The sequence below is a fragment of the Microbacterium sp. EF45047 genome, assembly GCF_028472845.1.
Taxonomy (GTDB): Bacteria; Actinomycetota; Actinomycetes; order Actinomycetales; family Microbacteriaceae; genus Microbacterium; species Microbacterium neungamense.
On the sequence record NZ_CP069429.1, the window covers coordinates 1,785,622 to 1,802,038 of the forward strand.

The 16,417-nt window shown below is 72.1% G+C and carries 14 protein-coding genes and 1 pseudogene; 9 read left to right on the top strand and 6 right to left on the bottom strand.

Annotation, left to right across the window (positions count from 1 at the left end):
* The first annotated feature begins 662 nt into the window (after positions 1-662).
* On the top strand, positions 663-1,115 hold the full coding sequence (locus JRG78_RS08675) for a hypothetical protein (RefSeq protein WP_272653298.1): 453 nt from the start codon (positions 663-665) through the stop codon (positions 1,113-1,115).
* A 71-nt stretch (positions 1,116-1,186) separates the two neighbouring features.
* Here the strand turns inward: JRG78_RS08675 and JRG78_RS08680 are convergent, their stop codons facing one another.
* A complete protein-coding gene (locus JRG78_RS08680; RefSeq protein ID WP_272653824.1) occupies positions 1,187-1,381 on the bottom strand; it encodes a hypothetical protein in 195 nt (64 codons plus the stop codon).
* On the opposite strand from JRG78_RS08680, the pseudogene JRG78_RS08685 reads away from it, so the two are divergent.
* The 4 genes and pseudogenes from JRG78_RS08685 to JRG78_RS08700 all read left to right on the top strand — a co-directional run bounded on the left by JRG78_RS08685 (position 1,301) and on the right by JRG78_RS08700 (position 5,108).
* Positions 1,301-1,959 (top strand): annotated as a pseudogene (locus JRG78_RS08685) (phosphocholine cytidylyltransferase family protein). The gene JRG78_RS08680 and the pseudogene JRG78_RS08685 sit on opposite strands and share 81 nt — an antisense overlap.
* Positions 1,960-2,067: 108 nt before the next feature.
* Positions 2,068-3,030, top strand: coding sequence for a hypothetical protein (locus JRG78_RS08690; RefSeq protein WP_259606306.1), 963 nt, complete (start codon positions 2,068-2,070; stop codon positions 3,028-3,030).
* Between the two features lie 270 nt (positions 3,031-3,300).
* Positions 3,301-4,899, top strand: a complete 1,599-nt coding sequence (locus tag JRG78_RS08695; protein WP_432806405.1) for an acyl-CoA carboxylase subunit beta — start codon at positions 3,301-3,303, stop codon at positions 4,897-4,899.
* A complete protein-coding gene (locus JRG78_RS08700; RefSeq protein ID WP_259606308.1) occupies positions 4,896-5,108 on the top strand; it encodes an acyl-CoA carboxylase subunit epsilon in 213 nt (70 codons plus the stop codon). Before JRG78_RS08695 ends, JRG78_RS08700 begins: the two co-directional genes overlap by 4 nt.
* Before the next feature lie 367 nt (positions 5,109-5,475).
* Here JRG78_RS08700 and JRG78_RS08705 read toward each other — a convergent pair whose 3' ends face one another.
* Genes JRG78_RS08705 through JRG78_RS08720 form a run of 4 tightly spaced genes read right to left on the bottom strand, consistent with a single transcriptional unit; the run spans position 5,476 to position 9,625 of the window.
* A complete protein-coding gene (locus tag JRG78_RS08705) occupies positions 5,476-6,477 on the bottom strand; it encodes a hypothetical protein (RefSeq protein WP_259606309.1) in 1,002 nt (333 codons plus the stop codon).
* Positions 6,474-7,709 carry a sensor histidine kinase gene (locus JRG78_RS08710; RefSeq protein ID WP_272653299.1) on the bottom strand — a complete coding sequence of 412 codons (1,236 nt, stop codon included), beginning with the start codon at positions 7,707-7,709 and terminating at the stop codon, positions 6,474-6,476. Before JRG78_RS08710 ends, JRG78_RS08705 begins: the two co-directional genes overlap by 4 nt.
* Positions 7,699-8,361 (bottom strand): response regulator transcription factor, encoded by a 663-nt coding sequence (locus JRG78_RS08715; protein ID WP_259606311.1) that lies wholly within the window; start codon positions 8,359-8,361, stop codon positions 7,699-7,701. The genes JRG78_RS08710 and JRG78_RS08715 overlap by 11 nt, the downstream gene beginning before the upstream one ends.
* Positions 8,362-8,407: 46 nt before the next feature.
* Complete coding sequence (locus JRG78_RS08720; protein ID WP_259606312.1) at positions 8,408-9,625, bottom strand: class I SAM-dependent RNA methyltransferase; 1,218 nt, start codon at positions 9,623-9,625, stop codon at positions 8,408-8,410.
* Between the two features lie 30 nt (positions 9,626-9,655).
* Between JRG78_RS08720 and JRG78_RS08725 the strand changes: the two genes are divergently transcribed.
* On the top strand, positions 9,656-10,294 hold the full coding sequence (locus JRG78_RS08725; protein ID WP_259608180.1) for a Maf family protein: 639 nt from the start codon (positions 9,656-9,658) through the stop codon (positions 10,292-10,294).
* Positions 10,295-10,401: 107 nt separating this feature from the next.
* Entirely contained in the window at positions 10,402-12,171 is a 1,770-nt protein-coding gene (locus tag JRG78_RS08730) for an acetyl/propionyl/methylcrotonyl-CoA carboxylase subunit alpha (RefSeq protein WP_259606313.1), read from the top strand.
* A 114-nt stretch (positions 12,172-12,285) separates the two neighbouring features.
* On the opposite strand, the gene JRG78_RS08735 is transcribed toward JRG78_RS08730, so the two are convergent.
* A complete protein-coding gene (locus JRG78_RS08735) occupies positions 12,286-13,731 on the bottom strand; it encodes an NAD(P)H-quinone dehydrogenase (RefSeq protein ID WP_259606314.1) in 1,446 nt (481 codons plus the stop codon).
* Between the two features lie 48 nt (positions 13,732-13,779).
* Between JRG78_RS08735 and JRG78_RS08740 the strand changes: the two genes are divergently transcribed.
* Positions 13,780-14,613, top strand: a complete 834-nt coding sequence (locus tag JRG78_RS08740; protein WP_259606315.1) for a purine-nucleoside phosphorylase — start codon at positions 13,780-13,782, stop codon at positions 14,611-14,613.
* A complete protein-coding gene (locus JRG78_RS08745) occupies positions 14,610-16,280 on the top strand; it encodes a phospho-sugar mutase (RefSeq protein ID WP_272653300.1) in 1,671 nt (556 codons plus the stop codon). Before JRG78_RS08740 ends, JRG78_RS08745 begins: the two co-directional genes overlap by 4 nt.
* The last annotated feature ends 137 nt before the right edge of the window (positions 16,281-16,417 follow it).

The following is a 16,417-nucleotide window of genomic DNA, read 5'->3' on the forward strand; positions in this document are numbered from 1 at the left end:
ACGTCGATCTCGGTGCGCTTGGCGTCGTCGCTGGAGACGGTCGCCCGCGACCCGCGAGCGCTCCCGGAGCCGGACGAGGTGCGCGACGCGGGCCGGGTCGCAGCGGTCTTCGCGGACGTCGCGCGCGCCGGCTTCCTGCGCGGGGTCGCTTCCGTCGCGGCGGGCTCGGTCGCCGGAGGTTCGGTCGAGACGGCCTCGGTCGGAGCAGGCTGGGTCGAGTCGGACGGCGCCTCCGCATCGGCGGCCAGCGTGGCCGCCGCGGACTTCCGCGCCTTCGTGGTCCGTGCCGTCGTGGTGGTCGTCTTCGTCGTCGCGCCCTCGGCCGCGGTGGTGGCGGCGCTGGTCGGGTCCTCGACGGATGCCGCTTCGCCGGCGGCGTTCTTCCTCGCGGTGGTCTTGGCGGTCGCGGTCTTCGTGCCGGACGTCTTCGTCGCGGCGGTCTTCGCGGCCGTGGTCTTCGTTGCAGTGGTCTTCGCGGCCGTGGTCTTCCGCGCAGCCGGCTTCTTCGCCGCCGTCTTCGTCGTCGCGGTCTTCTTCGCCGCCGTCTTCTTCGCGACAGCCGCGTCCCCGGGCTTCCCCCAGCAGCCGCCTCCGCCTCCGCCTGCGCGGCCTCCGCCTTCGCCGCTTCGGCCTTCGCAGCGGCGGCCTTGGCGGCAGCCGTCTTGGCCGCCGTCGTCCTGGCGGCGGTTGTCCTCGCGCTGCTCTTCGCCGCCGCGGCCTTCGCGGCCGCCTCCTTCACCGCGGCGGTCTTGGCCGCGGCGGCCGCCGACGCTCGCTTGGTGGCGGCCGCCTTCGCGGCGGCGGTCTTGCGTGCGGCCGCCTTCGCGGCGGCGGTCTTGCGTGCGGCCGCCTTCGCCGCGGCGGTCGCGGCGGCATCCGGGGATGCGGCGGGAGTCTTGCCAGCAGCGGTCTTCTTCGCCGACTTCCGCGCGCCGGCGTCGTCGGTCGCGCCCTCGGATGCGGTGCGCCCGGACGCGCCTCCCGCCCGGGCGCCGCCCGCGCGGGCATCCGTCATCTCGTCCGTCGCGGCGTCAGCAGGATCGGCTCCGGAATCGAGAGAAGAAGTCACGTGCCTAAGGTATCAAGCCGCTTCCCGCGCACTCCGGCGAACCTGAGCGTTCGGTGTGCACTCGGTCACGAAACGGCAACGGCATCCGCGCGACCGGCGCTCTCCCAGGTGACATCGCTAGCATGACAGCGGCACGAAGAGGTGTCCCGTCGATGAACCGACAGTGAACGAATCGACAGCGAACCTTAGGAGAATTTCGTGGCTCTTCAGACCGTCATCCTCGCCGCCGGCATGGGCTCGCGCCTCGGTCGCGCCCTGCCCAAGCCGCTCACCGAGTTGAGCGACGGCCGCACGATCATGCAGCAGCAGCACGACAACATCCGTGCCGCGTTCGGCGACGACGCCCTCATCACCACGGTCGTCGGCTACCGCGCCGAGACCATCATCGAGGCGTTCCCGAACGTGAACTACGTGCACAACGAGCGCTACGACGTCACCAACACCTCCAAGAGCCTGCTGCGTGCGCTCAGCGTGACCGGCAAGGGCGGCGTGCTGTGGATGAACGGCGACGTCGTCTTCGACCCGCGCATCCTGGGCCGCGCGATGCCCTACATCGAGCGGGACCAGTCGTTCGTCACCGTCAACACCTCCAAGGTGAGCGACGAGGAGGTCAAGTACACGGTCACCCCGAGGGCTACATCAAGGAGCTGTCGAAGACCGTCAAGGGCGGGCTCGGCGAGGCGGTCGGCATCAACTACATCTCCGCGGCGGACAAGAAGGCGTTCATGCGCCAGCTGCAGCGCGTGGACGACCAGGACTACTTCGAGCGTGGCCTCGAGCTCGCGATCGCCGAGAACGGCCTGCTGCTCGAGCCGATGGACATCTCCGACCTGTACGCGGTCGAGATCGACTTCGCCGAGGACCTCGAGCGCGCCAACCACTACGTCTGATCCTGCGATCGCGTCGAGAGCCCGGTTCCCCCAGCGGATGCCGGGCTCTCGGCGTTCTGTATGCCGGGCTCTCGGCGTACTCGCGGATCTCGCACATAGGATCGCCTCATGCGCGAGAAGGTTCACAAGATCCACTCGCTCCCTGACGACGCCCCGTGGGACTCCCCCGTCCCGCCGGTGGGATCCCCGGAGCATCCGCTCGTCGTGCGCGGCCTCGACCGCGTCATGACCGTGCAGCGCCCGCTCGTCGTGGCGCACATCCGCAGCATCCGCCGGCGCCATCCCGAGGCGACGCCCGCGCAGATCGTGAAGATCCTGGAGAACCGCTACCTCACGGCGGTGACCACCGGGGGCGCAGCGGTGGGCGCCACCGCGGTCATCCCCGGGATCGGCACGGGCGTGACGCTGGCGCTGTCGGGCGTGGAGACCGCCGGATTCATGGAGGCCACCGCCCTGTTCGCCCAGTCGCTCGCCGAGGTCCACGGCATCGCGATCGACAACCCGGATCGCGCGCGGGCGCTGGTGATGACGCTCATGCTCGGCAAGGAGGGCGTCGACCTGGTCTCCCAGCTCGCCCGGCAGGCCGTCGGAAAGGGCGGCCCTCGCTCGGCGTACTGGGGCGAACTGGTCACCAAGTCGCTGCCGCGCGCCGCGGTCGGGCCGCTCCTGGACCGGCTGAAGTCCGCGTTCATCCACCAGTTCGCCACCCGCGACAGCGCCTCGCTGCTCGGGAAGGCCCTGCCCTTCGGCATCGGCGCCGCGATCGGCGGCGCCGGCAATCACCTCCTCGGCCGTCGCGTGCTGACCACATCGCGGCGTGCGTTCGGGATCGCCCCCGCCAGCCTGCCGGCCGAGCTCGAGCCGGTGCCCGGCACGGAGCGGATCGAGAGCAGGATCGTCGACGGCGCGAAGTTCGTCGGCAATGCCGTCGCCGGAGCGGCAGGCTCCGCCGTGCGCGGCCTGGGCGCCGCAGGCCGGAAGACGGGCGGGATGCTGCGTCGCAGGGATCGCGAGCAGGCCGGCGACGAGGTCGCCGCCGCGGAGCGCTCCTCCTCCACAGACGAGGCCTGAGCCCGGCTTCTCCCCCGGTCACGGCGACGGGGGTCCAGCGGCCGTGTGCGGGTCGGCGGCCGCTCCTACCGTGACCGCATGCTCTACCCGATCGACCCGAAAGCCCCGCCGCCGCCCATCGCGCACTGAATCTTCGGCCTTTTCTCGTTACACCGAGGTGATACGCGGAGGAGCGCACGACGGCCGTGCTCCCAGTGCGCGGCATCCTGCAAACCATCCGCGGACCCGTTGTGGCGAGCGTCCAACGGCTCCCCGCGCCCCGGCACTAGGGTGGATTCCGTGACGGACACGCCTGACCTCTCGACCACGGCCGCCAAGATCGCGGACCTGCGCGCGCGATACACCGAAGCGGTCATCGACGCGGAGAAGAAAGCCCAGGAGAAGCAGCACGCCAAGGGCAAGATGACCGCCCGCGAGCGGATCGAGCTGCTGGTCGACAAGGGCAGCTTCGTCGAGTTCGACGAGTACGTCCGACACCGCACCACCGCCTTCGGCATGGACCGCAACCGCCCTTACGGCGACTCCGTCGTCACGGGCATCGGCACGATCCACGGCCGCACCGTGGCGGTGTACTCCCAGGACTTCACCACCTTCGGCGGCTCGCTCGGCGAGGTCTCCGGCGACAAGATCATCAAGATCATGGAGTTCGCCCTCCAAGGCGGGATGCCGATCGTCGGCATCCTCGACTCCGGCGGGGCGCGCATCCAGGAGGGCGTGCTCGCGCTCAGCAAGTACGGCGAGATCTTCCGGCTGAACACCCGCTCGTCCGGGGTCATCCCGCAGATCTCGATCATCATGGGACCGGCCGCCGGCGGCGCCGTGTACGGCCCGGCGCTCACCGACTTCGTCATCATGGTCGACAAGACCAGCCAGATGTTCGTCACCGGCCCCGACGTGATCAAGACGGTCACCGGCGAGGACGTCGGCATGGAGGACCTCGGCGGCGCGCTCACGCACAACACCCGCTCCGGCGTCGCGCACTACCTCGCCGAGGACGAGGACGATGCGATCGACTACGCACGCACGCTGCTCGGGTTCCTGCCCGACAACAACATGGCCGAGATCCCGGCGTACGAGACGTCGTTCGAGTTCCAGACGACGGATGCCGACCGCAGCCTGAACACGATCATCCCCGACTCCCCCAACCAGCCCTACGACATCCACGACGTCATCCAGCACGTGGTGGACGACGGCGACTTCCTCGAGGTGCAGCCGCTGTTCGCGCCGAACATCGTGATCGGCTTCGGCCGGGTCGAGGGCCGCTCGGTCGGGATCATCGCCAACCAGCCGTCGCAGATGGCCGGCACGCTCAACATCGACGCGGGCGAGAAGGCCAGCCGCTTCGTCCGCTTCTGCGACGCGTTCTCGATCCCGATCGTCACCCTCGTCGACGTGCCCGGATACCTGCCCGGCACCGACCAGGAGTGGACCGGCGTCATCCGCCGCGGCGCCAAGCTGATCTACGCCTACGCCGAGGCGACCGTGCCCCTGGTGACCGTGATCCTGCGCAAGGCCTACGGCGGTGCCTACATCGTGATGGGCTCGAAGCAGCTGGGCGCCGACGTGAACCTCGCCTGGCCCACCGCCGAGATCGCGGTGATGGGCGGCCAGGGCGCCGTCAACATCCTGTACCGGGGAGAGATCAAGCGGGCCGAGGAGGCCGGTGAGGACGTCGCGGCGGTGCGCACGCGGCTGGCCAACGAGTACACGTACAGCGTCACCTCGCCGTTCCTCGCCGCCGAGCGCGGCGAGATCGACGGCATCATCGAGCCCGCGGCCACCCGCGTCGCCATCGCCAAGGCCCTCCGGGCCCTGCGCGGCAAGCGGGCAGAGCTGCCGCCGAAGAAGCACGGGAACATCCCGCTGTGAGCGAGCCGTCGCCGCAGCCGGCCATCGTGCGCGGAGCACCCACCGAGGAGGAGCTCGCCGCGCTGATCGCCGTCGTGAGCGAGGCCTACGCGCACGAGAGCGAGGAGGCCGTGGCGGAGCAGCCGCCGGTCTCGGTGTGGCAGCGCACCCAGCGCGGGCTGCGCCGTCCACTGCGGCGCGACATCCCCTGGGGCCGCTTCTCCGGCTGAGGATGCCGTCCGAGCGGCGATCCCTTCCGGAAGGCCGGATCTGCCCCCGAAGAGCCGGTTTTGTCCCCCGAAATACCTACAGACAGACCCGTTGCGAATCGGAAGACTGGTGTCAACGCTTCGCGTTAGGCGGATGCTCTGTCCCAGGGTAGGCAGACGCACAACCGCCCTTTAGCGGACAGTTTTCGGGTAGCTGTTCCGCGCTGGCGAGGGGCGGGCGGCTTCGCCGCCCCTCGCCCTCTCTCCCCCAGCCGATCGGATCCCCAGCCGGTCGGCCCTGGACGACCGGGCGGTCCTGGACAGCCGCGCTCACGCCCGATCCGTCCGTCTGCGCGACGGATCGGACGACGCCGGGCGGATGCCGCGCTCAGTCCGCCTTCCGACGCGGGATCTCGTGCCACAGGTCGACCCCGTCCTCGTCGTGCCCGCCGGCCGCCCGGCCGACCACCGTCACCGCGACGGTCTCATCCCGGCCGGCGCGGATGATCACCCGCTCGGACCGCACCTCAGCGAGCACGTCGGCGAGCTCGTCCCGGATCTGCGCTCGCCGCTCCTCCGGCACGTCATCCAGACCGCCCTCGTCGAACACGGTGACCACGACGCCACGGCGCCGGGCAGCCTGGATCGCGTCCCGCACCGCATCGTTGAGCAGACTCGCCCCGCGCAGCTCGTCCCGCAGCCGCCCCTCGGCGAGCCGCGCCTCCAGCCGCTCCTCCGGAGTGAGCCGACCCTGCGCGGCGACCGTCCTGCCCAGCACGGGGCCGGCCACCTCGAGCGCGAGCTGCACCCGCATCCGCCTCTCCCGCTGCCGCACCAGCTGCGTCGCATGCCAGGCCGACACGGCCTGCTGGATGTCCGCCAGCCGCTCCGTGTCGCGCACCGCCCGCCCCCAGAAGAACACCAGCAGCTGCGCCAGCACGAGCCAGGTGATGGAGCCGACGAGACCGAAGGTGAAGGCCTCGCCGATGCCGAGGAAGGCGCAGGCCGACACGATCAGCGTCGCCAGGATCACCCAGCCGAACATCGGTCGCCGCCGCACCACGCAGACCACGCCGAGCAGGCCGATCCCCCCGATGTACCAGGTGGCGAAGGGCGCGGTGCGCACCGCCGGCTCGAGGGACAGGTTGACCAGCACGGGGATCACGGCGCTCGCGGCGAGCGCGAGGACGGCGGCCCACAGCGGCATCCGTACGCTCACCGCCTGCTGCACGAGGACGACGGTGAGGATCGTCGCCAGGTAGAGGAAGATCGCCGCGACCATCAGCAGCGGCGCTGTGGGCTGCACGATCCACCACACCGCGCGCGCAGCGAAGTACACCGCGAACCCGAGGGCGAGACCGGTGGCCATGCTGCGGACGGTGCGCCTCATGCCGCCTCCCACGACAGGGTGACGGTCGTCCCGCCGGGCCCGGACCGGACGTCCGCGGTCCCGGCGATGGCCGCCATCCGGGCCAGGATCGATGCGCGGATGCCGAGCCGGTCCGCCCCGATCGCGTCGACGTCGAAGCCGGGGCCGCTGTCGAGGACCGTCACCGACATGGCATCCGGTCGCGCGGCCTCCACCACGACGTGCAGGCCGCGCCCGCCCGCGTGCGTCATCGCGTTGCCGATCGCCTGACGCGCGGCGAGCACGATCGCGCGCGCCACCCGCTCCGGGATCGCCGCCGGGACGCCCCGCTCCTCCACGACGGCGTCGGCGCCCAGCTCGGACAGCGCCCGCCGCAGCTCCGCGACGACCTGCACGCCCGCGATCGGCTGCTCGTTGCCCTCCTGCGCGATCGACGCCTCCGTGTTCGCCAGCCGGGTGAGCGCCTCCCTCGCCATCCCCGCGGCCAGGCCGCGCTCGCGGTCGCTCTCGGCGCGCTCGGCCGCGATGAGCGCCGCGAGCACGCTGTCGTGCATGAGCGCGGCCAGCGACACCCGCTCCTCCTCGGCGGCGGTGGCGGCCGCGGCCCGGGCGTAGGCGGAGACGGTCTGCGAGCGCACCTCGTCGACCCCGCCGGCGACCTGACGGAACATCCACGCCAGGGAGACGATCACCATGCCGAGGATCAGGGTGAACGACACGTCGAACGCGGTCGAGATCCAGAAGCTCTGCGAGAACTCCCCCTGCACGAGCCGCACGAAGCCGTACACGAACGGGACGGCGATGGCCCACGCGAACTGCAGCACCACGGGGAAGGCGATCATGGCCGCGGCCACCCCGATGTTGACCAGGAAGAAGATCCACGGCTGGGTGTCCGGCGTGCGCACCGCCGGGTTCACCACCTGCGGCCACAGCAGCAGCGCCAGCACGTACACGACGGCGAACGTCCCGCACGCCTGCCGGGCCCACCGGCCGGTGATGCAGGCCAGGATCATCGCCAGCAGCGGGCCGAACACCATGATCATCATCGCGATGCGCGCGGGGTCCGCCTCGGGCAGCCGGGTGATCGCGGCGAACAGCGCCTGCGCCCCCAGCGCCGTGGATCCGATCGCGGTGACGATGCCGAGGATGCGCTCCATCCGCTCCCCGGTGAAGCGCTCGAACTCGCCGCCGTTCACCCCGAGCGACGGGATGCGGCTCCACGCCTCCCGGATGGACCCGGCCTCAGCCGCCACTCGTCACCCCGTCGGGGGAGACGATGCCGTCCTCCATCGCGCGGCGCAGCAGGTCGACCTTCGTCGGCGCGGGGCGTCCGACCTCGACGTACTTCACCCGGATGCGGGTGATGTTCTCCTTCGCCGTGGAGTACGCGACGCCGAGCCGCTCCGCCACGACCTTCAGCGGCAGCCCCGTCGCGTACAGGCGCAGCACCTCGCGCTCCCGGCTGGAGAGCTGCGCGTGGGCGAACTCGCGGTCCCCGTCGACGGCGCTGGCCCATTCGACGTTGTTCAGCGCGTCTCCGCGGGCGACCGTGCGGATCGCGTCGAGCACGTCGTCGAGCGCGGAGGACTTGCTCACCACCCCGGCGGCGCCGGCCACGAGCGCCTCGCGCACCGCGGCCGGCCGGTCGGCGACGCTGTGGATCACGACGCTCGCGCCGTCGGCGACGAGGGTCGCCACGTTCTCGGTCACCGTGGTGCCGTCCCCGAGGGTGAGGTCGAGGACGACGACGTCCACCGGCGGGGCATCCGACGACGCGCGCCATGCGAGGTACTCGCGCACGGTCGCGCCGGAGAACACGACGGTCTGCTCACCGTCGCGCTGGCAGGCCGCTTCCAGGCCGAGACGCACGGACTCGTGGTCGTCGATGAGGGCGACGGTGCTCATACGCTCAGCCTACTGACGGCTTCCGCGGTCGCGAGACGGCCCGCCGTCACGACGCCGCGGGCAGCAGCAGCGCCACCGTCTCGAAATGGTGCGTGTGCGGGAACAGGTCGAAGGCGCGCAGCCGCTCCACCCGCCAGCCGAGGTCGCGGAACGTGCCGAGATCGCGGGCGAGCGCCACCGGATCGCACGCGACGTAGGCGATCGCCTCCGGGGAGAGCGCGTGCACGCCCTCCACGACCGCGCGCCCCGCGCCCGAGCGCGGCGGGTCCAGCACCACGGTTCCTGCGCGCGTGCCCTCGGGCGCACCCGCCAGGAACCGGTCGACGCGGGCGGTGACCGCCTCGACGTCGAGGTCTGCGAGATTCTCCCGCGCGTGGGCCGTGGCGCGCGGATCGGACTCCACCGTGACGATGTCCGTGGCGCCGAGCCCGGCGAGGGTGGCGGAGAGCAGGCCGACGCCGCCGTACAGGTCGAAGTGCGTGGCATCCGGATCGACCCGCCCGGCGAGGGCGTCCACGACCGCGTCGTGCAGCGTCCGCGCGGCCGCCGGATGCACCTGCCAGAACCCGCCGGCATCGAGCCGGAAGTCGCGTCCGGCCACCGTCTCGACGATGGTCTCCGGCGCCGGACGGTGCCGTCCCCGGTCCGGGCGGGCGAGCACCCGCACGCGGCCGTCCGCGGGCTCGACGAGATCGACGCGCCCGGGCTTCAGGCCCCGCAGCCCGCGCGCCGCCTCCGCCACCGCGGGGCGGGCGAGCGGATGCGAGGACACCTCGATCACCCGGTGGCTGCGCGGCGCGTATGGGCCGATCCGCCCGTCCTCGGCCACGTGCAGGGTGAGCCGCGTGCGCCACCCCAGCCCGTCGCCATCGTCGAGACCGGCCACCGCCGGGGCCTCCAGGCCGCCGCCGGCGAACCGGTCCAGCGCCTCCTGCAACACCCGCCGCTTGAGCACCCGCTGATGGTCCAGGGCGATATGCCCCAGGTCGGCGCCGCCGGCGCGGTCCTGCGGCGCGCGCGTGATCTCCGCCTCCGGCCACACGTGCGGGCGGCGGTGGGGGGATGCCTCGAGCACGTCCACGGCGTCGGCCCGCCAGAACCGGCGGGTCTCCCCGCTGCCCTCGGCCAGCCGCGCACGCACCCGCTCCCCGGGGATGGCATCCGACACGAACACCACCCGTCCCTCGTGCCGGGCGACGACCGTGCCGCCGTGGGCGATGCCGGTGATATCGAGATCGAGGGTGTCGCCAGCGGGAGAGGTCATCCTCCGATGATCCCAGATACCGTGGAGGGCATGCGCGTGTGCCTGGCATCCACCTCCCCCGCCCGTCTGATGCTGCTGCGGCAGGCCGGGATCGAGCCGGTCACGATGGCGCCGCAGGTGGACGAGGAGGCGGTGGCGGCCGCCGCGGAGAGGGCGCGCGGCACCGCCCTGGCACCGGACGAGCTGGTGCTGCTGCTCGCTCGCGAGAAGGCCGCCGACGTGGCCCGGCGGCTGCGCGCCGAGCAGCCGGACTTCGACGGCCTCGTCGCCGGCGGCGATTCCATGTTCGAGATCGGCGGTCGGGTGTACGGCAAGCCCTACACGCCTGAGGAGGCCACCCGGCGCTGGCGCGGGATGCGCGGATCCACCGGGACACTGCACTCGGGGCACTCCGTGTTCCGGCTCTCCCCCGGCGCCGACCCGCGCGAGGCAACGGCGGTCGCGGAGGCGTCGGTGACGTTCGCGGCGGACGTGTCGGATGCCGAGATCGCCGCGTACGTGGCATCCGGCGAGCCGCTGCACGTGGCCGGCGCGTTCACCGTGGACAGCCTCGGCGGCGCGTTCATCACGCGCGTCGAGGGGGACCCGTCGACCGTGGTCGGGATGTCGCTGTCCACCCTCCGGCGCCTGGCCGGCGAGCTGGGCGTGGTGTGGACCGAGCTCTGGTGACGCGCGGGACGCCGCAGGCGCAGTGGTAGCCGGGACGACACGATCTCCGCGATTTCTTGTGGAGAGTCGTCAAAAGGAACGCGCGCGCACTCGCTAGGCTGACAGTCATGCCTGATATCGCCAAGGTGCTCATCGCGAACCGCGGCGAGATCGCCGTACGCATCATCCGCGCCGCCCGTGACTCCGGGATCTCCTCCGTCGCCGTGTACGCCGACCAGGATCGGGATGCGATGCACGCGCGACTCGCCGACGAGGCCTACGCCCTGGACGGCTCCACGAGTGCGGAGACGTACCTGCAGATCGACAAGATCCTGTCGGTGGCGCGCCGGTCCGGCGCCGACGCCGTGCACCCCGGCTACGGCTTCCTCGCCGAGAACGCCGAGTTCGCGCGCGCCGTGATCGGGGCAGGGCTCACCTGGATCGGGCCCTCGCCGGAGGCGATCGAGGCCCTCGGCGACAAGGTGACCGCCCGGCACGTGGCGGAGAAGGTGGGCGCGCCGCTCGCCGCCGGCACCCCGGGGCCGGTGGACTCCGCCGACGAGGTGATCGCCTTCGCGAAGGAGCACGGCCTGCCCATCGCGATCAAGGCCGCGTACGGCGGCGGCGGGCGCGGGCTGAAGGTCGCCCGAGAGCTGGACGAGGTCGCCGAGCTGTTCGAGTCCGCCACGCGCGAGGCGGTCGCCGCCTTCGGCCGCGGCGAGTGCTTCGTGGAGAAGTACCTCGACAAGCCCCGGCACGTCGAGACGCAGTGCCTCGCGGATGCCGCCGGCAACGTCGTCGTCATCTCCACGCGCGACTGCTCGCTGCAGCGGCGGCACCAGAAGCTGGTCGAGGAGGCGCCCGCGCCGTTCCTCACCGAGGAGCAGAACCGCGCCCTGTACGACGCATCCAAGGCGATCCTGCGCGAGGTCGGCTACGTCGGCGCCGGCACCTGCGAGTTCCTCATCGGCGCGGACGGCACCGTGTCCTTCCTCGAGGTGAACACCCGCCTGCAGGTGGAGCACCCCGTCTCCGAGGAGGTCACCGGCATCGACCTCGTCCGCGAGCAGTTCCGCATCGCCGCGGGCGGCACCATCGACTACGCCGACCCCGAACCGCAGGGCCACTCGATCGAGTTCCGCATCAACGGCGAAGACCCCGGCCGTGGCTTCCTGCCGCAGCCCGGACCGATCCACGTGTTCAAGACGTTCGGCGGCCCCGGCATCCGTCTCGACTCCGGCGTCACCGCCGGCGACACGGTCTCCGGCGCGTTCGACTCGCTGCTGGCGAAGATCATCGTCACCGGCCGCAGCCGCGAGGAGGCCCTGGAGCGCGCCCGCCGCGCCCTGGACGAGTTCGAGGTCGCGGGCCTGCCCACCGTGCTCCCGTTCCATCGCAAGGTCGTCCGCGACCCGGCCTTCACCGCCGAGAACGGCGAGTTCGGCGTGTACACCCGCTGGATCGAGACCGAGTTCGTGAACGACATCCCGGCATGGGACGGCGAGCTGGAGGACCCGGCGTCGGCCCCCGGCCGGCACACCGTCGTCGTCGAGGTCGGCGGCAAGCGCCTCGAGGTGAGCCTGCCCGACCGCGTCGCCGCGCCGGTCGCGAACACGGCGGGTCGCCCGGCCGCCGTGCCGCCGTCGCGCCGCAGCCACGCGGCGACCGTGAACGCGGGAGCCTCCGGCGACGCGGTGAAGTCGCCCATGCAGGCCACCGTCGTCAAGGTCGCCGTCGAGGAGGGCCAGCAGGTCGTCAAGGGCGACCTGGTCGTGGTGCTCGAGGCGATGAAGATGGAGCAGCCGCTGCAGGCGCACAAGGACGGCGTCATCGGCAACATCAACGCCGAGCCGGGTGCGACCGTGTCGGCGGGGCACCAGCTGCTGACGATCTCCTGAGCCGTGGGCGGCGACGTCTGAGGCGACCCGTGGTTCGTCTCGGGCGCGCCGCACGCGTCCCCGCCCGACGACCGGGACGGGGACGGCGCGGCCCGCGGCGGGCGCGTCCAGACGCTACGCGATGTTGACGTGCATCGCCCGGCTGGCGTCGGTGATGCTCGTGGACAGCGACGGGTATGCGGCGAACACGCGGGAGACCTGGTCGACCGTCAGGCGTCGCTCCACCGCCACGGCGAGCGGGTAGATCAGCTCGGAGGCCTTCGGCGCGACGATCACCCCTCCGATCACTGTGCCCGACCCCTTGCGGGCGATGACCTTCACGAACCCGTCGCGGATGCCCATCATCTTTGCGCGCGGGTTGGCGGCCAGCGGCAGCTTGTAGACGATGCCGTCCGCGACCCCGTTCTCGACGTCCTGCTCCGAGTAGCCGACGGTCGCGATCTCCGGCGCGGTGAAGATGTTCGCGGTGATCTTGCGCTGCTCCAGCGGGATCACGATGTCGCCGAGCGCGTGGAAGACCGCGGTGCGCCCCTGCATGGAGGCGACCGAGGCGAGCGGGAAGAAGTTGGTGCAGTCCCCCACCGCGTAGATGTTCGGCACCGAGGTGCGCGCCACCCGGTTCACCCGGACGTGCCCGGACTCCGTCAGCTCCACACCGGCGTCCTCGAGGCCGATGCCGGCCGTGTTCGGGATCGACCCGACCGCCATCAGGCAGTGGCTGCCCTCCACCGTGCGGCCGTCCGCGAGCGTCACGCGCACGCCGTCCTCAGTGGTCTCCACCGTCTGCGCGCGGGACTTGGACAGCACCTGCATCCCGCCGCGCGTGAACACGCTCTCGAGCACCTTCGCGGCGTCCTTGTCCTCGCCGGGGAGCACCTGGTCACGGCTGGAGACCAGGGTGACCTTGGCGCCGAGGTTCATGTACGCGGACGCGAACTCGGCGCCGGTCACACCGGAGCCGACCACGATGAGGTGCTCGGGCAGCTCCTTCATGTCGTACAGCTGCGTCCAGGTGAGGATGCGCTTGCCGTCGGGTTTGGCGGAGTCCAGCTCGCGCGGCGAGGCGCCCACCGCGACGACGAGCGTGTCGGCCTCCACCCGGTCGAAGTCCGTGCCGCCGGGGGCGGTGGACACGACGATCGCGTTCGCCCCTTCCAGCCGGCCGTGCCCGGACAGGATCCGCACGCCCGCCCCGAGCAGGGCGGTGCGCATGTCCTCGGACTGCTGACCGGCCAGCGCCAGCAGGCGCTTGTTCACGGCGGCGAGGTTGATGGCGATCTCGGGCTTGAGCGGCTTGCCGTTCGCGCCCTTCGCGTAGAACTGCACGCCGAGATCGGATGCCTCGGCGATCGCCACCGCGGCATCCGCCGTCGCGATCAGGCTCTTCGAGGGCACCACGTCGGTGAGCACGGCCGATCCGCCGACCCCGACGCGCTCCACGAGAGTCACCTCCGCGCCCAGCTGCGCGGCGGCGAGTGCCGCCTCGTAGCCGCCGGGACCGCCGCCGAGCACGGCGACACTCTGCCTGTTCGCGAAGGGAGTCTGAGACATGGATTCCATTCTTCCGCAATCATGGCCGCGGAGCCTGCACGTTCATAGAGTGGACTCATGCCTGAGACATCCACGAACCCCCTGGACGACGCGAGCGCGAACCCCTTCGTGGTCGCCGCCGAGGCCGCCGCGGACATCGCGCGGCTGACCGGGGTCGAGCATCACGACATCGCCCTCACCCTCGGGTCGGGCTGGGGCAAGGCGGCCGAGCTGATCGGCGAGACCGTCGCCACGATCCCCGCCACCGAGGTGACCGGGTTCTCCAAGCCCGCCCTCGAGGGGCATGTCGGCACCCTCCGCAGCATCCGCACCCCGCAGGGGAAGAACGTGCTCGTGATCGGCGCGCGCACGCACTACTACGAGGGCCACGGGGTCCGCCGGGTCGTGCACTCCGTCCGCACCGCCGCCGCCACGGGGTCGAAGATCATGGTGCTCACCAACGGCGCCGGCGGCATCCGCGAGACGTGGAAGCCCGGCCAGCCGGTGCTGATCAGCGACCACATCAACCTCACCGCCGACTCCCCGCTCGAGGGCGCCACCTTCATCGACCTCACCGACCTGTACGCGAAGCGCCTGCGCGACATCGCCCGCTCGGTCGACCCCACCCTCGACGAGGGCGTGTACACCCAGTTCCGCGGGCCGCACTACGAGACGCCCGCCGAGGTGCAGATGGCGAAGGCGATCGGCGGCCACATCGTCGGCATGTCCACCGCGCTCGAAGCCATCGCTGCCCGCGAGGCGGGCATGGAGGTCCTCGGCTTCTCGCTGATCACCAACCTCGCCGCGGGCATCCAGCAGACGCCGCTCAGCCACGCCGAGGTGATCGAAGCCGGACGCGAGGCGGAGCCGGTGATCTCGGCCCTGCTCGCCCGAGTGATCGAGGCGCTGTGAGCGACCGACTGACCCAGGCCCGCGCCTGGCTGCGGCAGGACCCCGACCCCGAGACCCGGGACGAACTGGCCGGCCTGATCACGCGCGCCGCCGGCGGCGACACCGCTTCGCTGGCCGAGCTGGACGACCGGTTCGGGTCGCGGCTGGCGTTCGGCACCGCGGGGCTGCGAGGGGCGCTCGGTGCCGGCAGCAACCGGATGAACCGGGTGCTCGTCGCGCAGGCGGCGGCCGGTTTCGCCTCCTACCTGCTGGCGCGGTCGGCGGGTGCGCGGCCGACCGTGGTGGTCGGCTACGACGGCCGCCGCAACTCCCGGCGCTTCGCCCTGGACTCCGCCGAGCTGTTCGCCGGGGCCGGGCTGCGCGCCATCCTGCTGCCGCGCTTGCTGCCCACCCCGGTGCTCGCGTTCGCGGTGCGCCACCTTGGCGCGGATGCCGGGGTGATGGTGACCGCCAGTCACAACCCGCCGGACGACAACGGGTACAAGGTGTACCTCGGCGGCGCGGACCAGGGGTCGCAGATCGTGGCGCCGGCGGATGCCGAGATCGCCGGACACATCCAGCGGGTGGCGGATGCCGGGGACATCGGGCTGCTGCCGCGCTCGGACGCCTACGAGATCGCCTCCGAGGAGGTCGTCGACGCGTACGTGGCGGCGACCGCCGCCGTGGCGCCGGCCCCGTACGGGGTGCAGGAGATGCGCTGGGTGTACACCGCCATGCACGGCGTCGGCTGGGAGACGTTCTCCCGCGTGCTGAAGAGCGCCGGCTACCCGGCGCCGCGGATCGTGGAGGAGCAGCGCGACCCCGACCCGACGTTCCGGACGGTGGCCTTCCCCAACCCGGAGGAGCCGGGGGCGATGGACCTCGCCTTCGCCCGTGCCCGCGCGGTGGATGCCGAGTTCGTGCTCGCGAACGACCCCGACGCCGACCGCCTCGCCGTCGCCGTGCCCGATCCGGATGCGGAGGGCGGCTGGCGCCGGCTCACCGGCAACGAGGTCGGTCTGCTGCTGGGCTGGCGCGCCGCCCGGGCCGCGCAGGACACCGAGGGGGCCTCGCTGGCGTGCTCGCTGGTGTCCTCGCCCGGGCTGGGTGCGATCGCGGAACGGTACGGTCTGGACTTCCACGAGACGCTGACCGGCTTCAAGTGGATCTCGCGGGCGCCGGGGATGGTCTTCGGGTACGAGGAGGCGCTCGGCTATCTCGTCAACCCGCAGACCGTGCGCGACAAGGACGGCATCTCCGCGGCCGTGGCCATGCTCGGCCTCGCGGCCGATGCGCGCGTGCGCGGCACGACGATCAGCGGGCTGCTGGAGGAGCTGAGCGCTCAGATCGGGCACTTCGCGAGCGGGCAGGTCTCCATCCGCGTCGACGACCTGTCGGTGATCTCGGGAGCGATGGCCTCGCTGCGCGCCCAGGCGCCGGCATCCTTCGGCGACCGCGCCGTGGCATCCGCCGAGGATCTCGCCTTCGCGGTGGACGGCGGGATGCCCGCGGGCGATGTGCTGCGCTACCGCCTGGCCGACGGGTCGCGCGTCATCGTGCGCCCGAGCGGCACCGAGCCGAAGCTGAAGGTGTACATCGACGCCCGCGGCGAGTCGGCCGAGGCGGCGCGCGCCGCCGTCGCCGAGCTCGAGGCCGCCGTCCGCGCCCTCCTCGCCGATCGCGCCTGACCCCGCGTCCTCCCCCACCCCCGTTCCCCCACCTCCCCACCTTCCCCACCTCCCCACCTCCCCACCTTCCCCACCTTCCCCACCTTTCCGGGTTTGGGGCGGATTTTCGCGTTCGGGGCGGTTCTGCGCCGCCCCGA

Bases quoted from the DNA above. Each gene is read 5' to 3' on its own strand.
- JRG78_RS08725 (WP_259608180.1), top strand. From the start codon at position 9,656: ATGCGCGTGTGCCTGGCATCCACCTCCCCCGCCCGTCTGATGCTGCTG.
- JRG78_RS08690 (WP_259606306.1), top strand. From the start codon at position 2,068: ATGCGCGAGAAGGTTCACAAGATCCACTCGCTCCCTGACGACGCCCCG.
- JRG78_RS08735 (WP_259606314.1), bottom strand. From the start codon at position 13,731: ATGGAATCCATGTCTCAGACTCCCTTCGCGAACAGGCAGAGTGTCGCC.
- JRG78_RS08705 (WP_259606309.1), bottom strand. From the start codon at position 6,477: ATGAGGCGCACCGTCCGCAGCATGGCCACCGGTCTCGCCCTCGGGTTC.
- JRG78_RS08730 (WP_259606313.1), top strand. From the start codon at position 10,402: ATGCCTGATATCGCCAAGGTGCTCATCGCGAACCGCGGCGAGATCGCC.
- JRG78_RS08720 (WP_259606312.1), bottom strand. From the start codon at position 9,625: ATGACCTCTCCCGCTGGCGACACCCTCGATCTCGATATCACCGGCATC.
- JRG78_RS08715 (WP_259606311.1), bottom strand. From the start codon at position 8,361: ATGAGCACCGTCGCCCTCATCGACGACCACGAGTCCGTGCGTCTCGGC.
- JRG78_RS08740 (WP_259606315.1), top strand. From the start codon at position 13,780: ATGCCTGAGACATCCACGAACCCCCTGGACGACGCGAGCGCGAACCCC.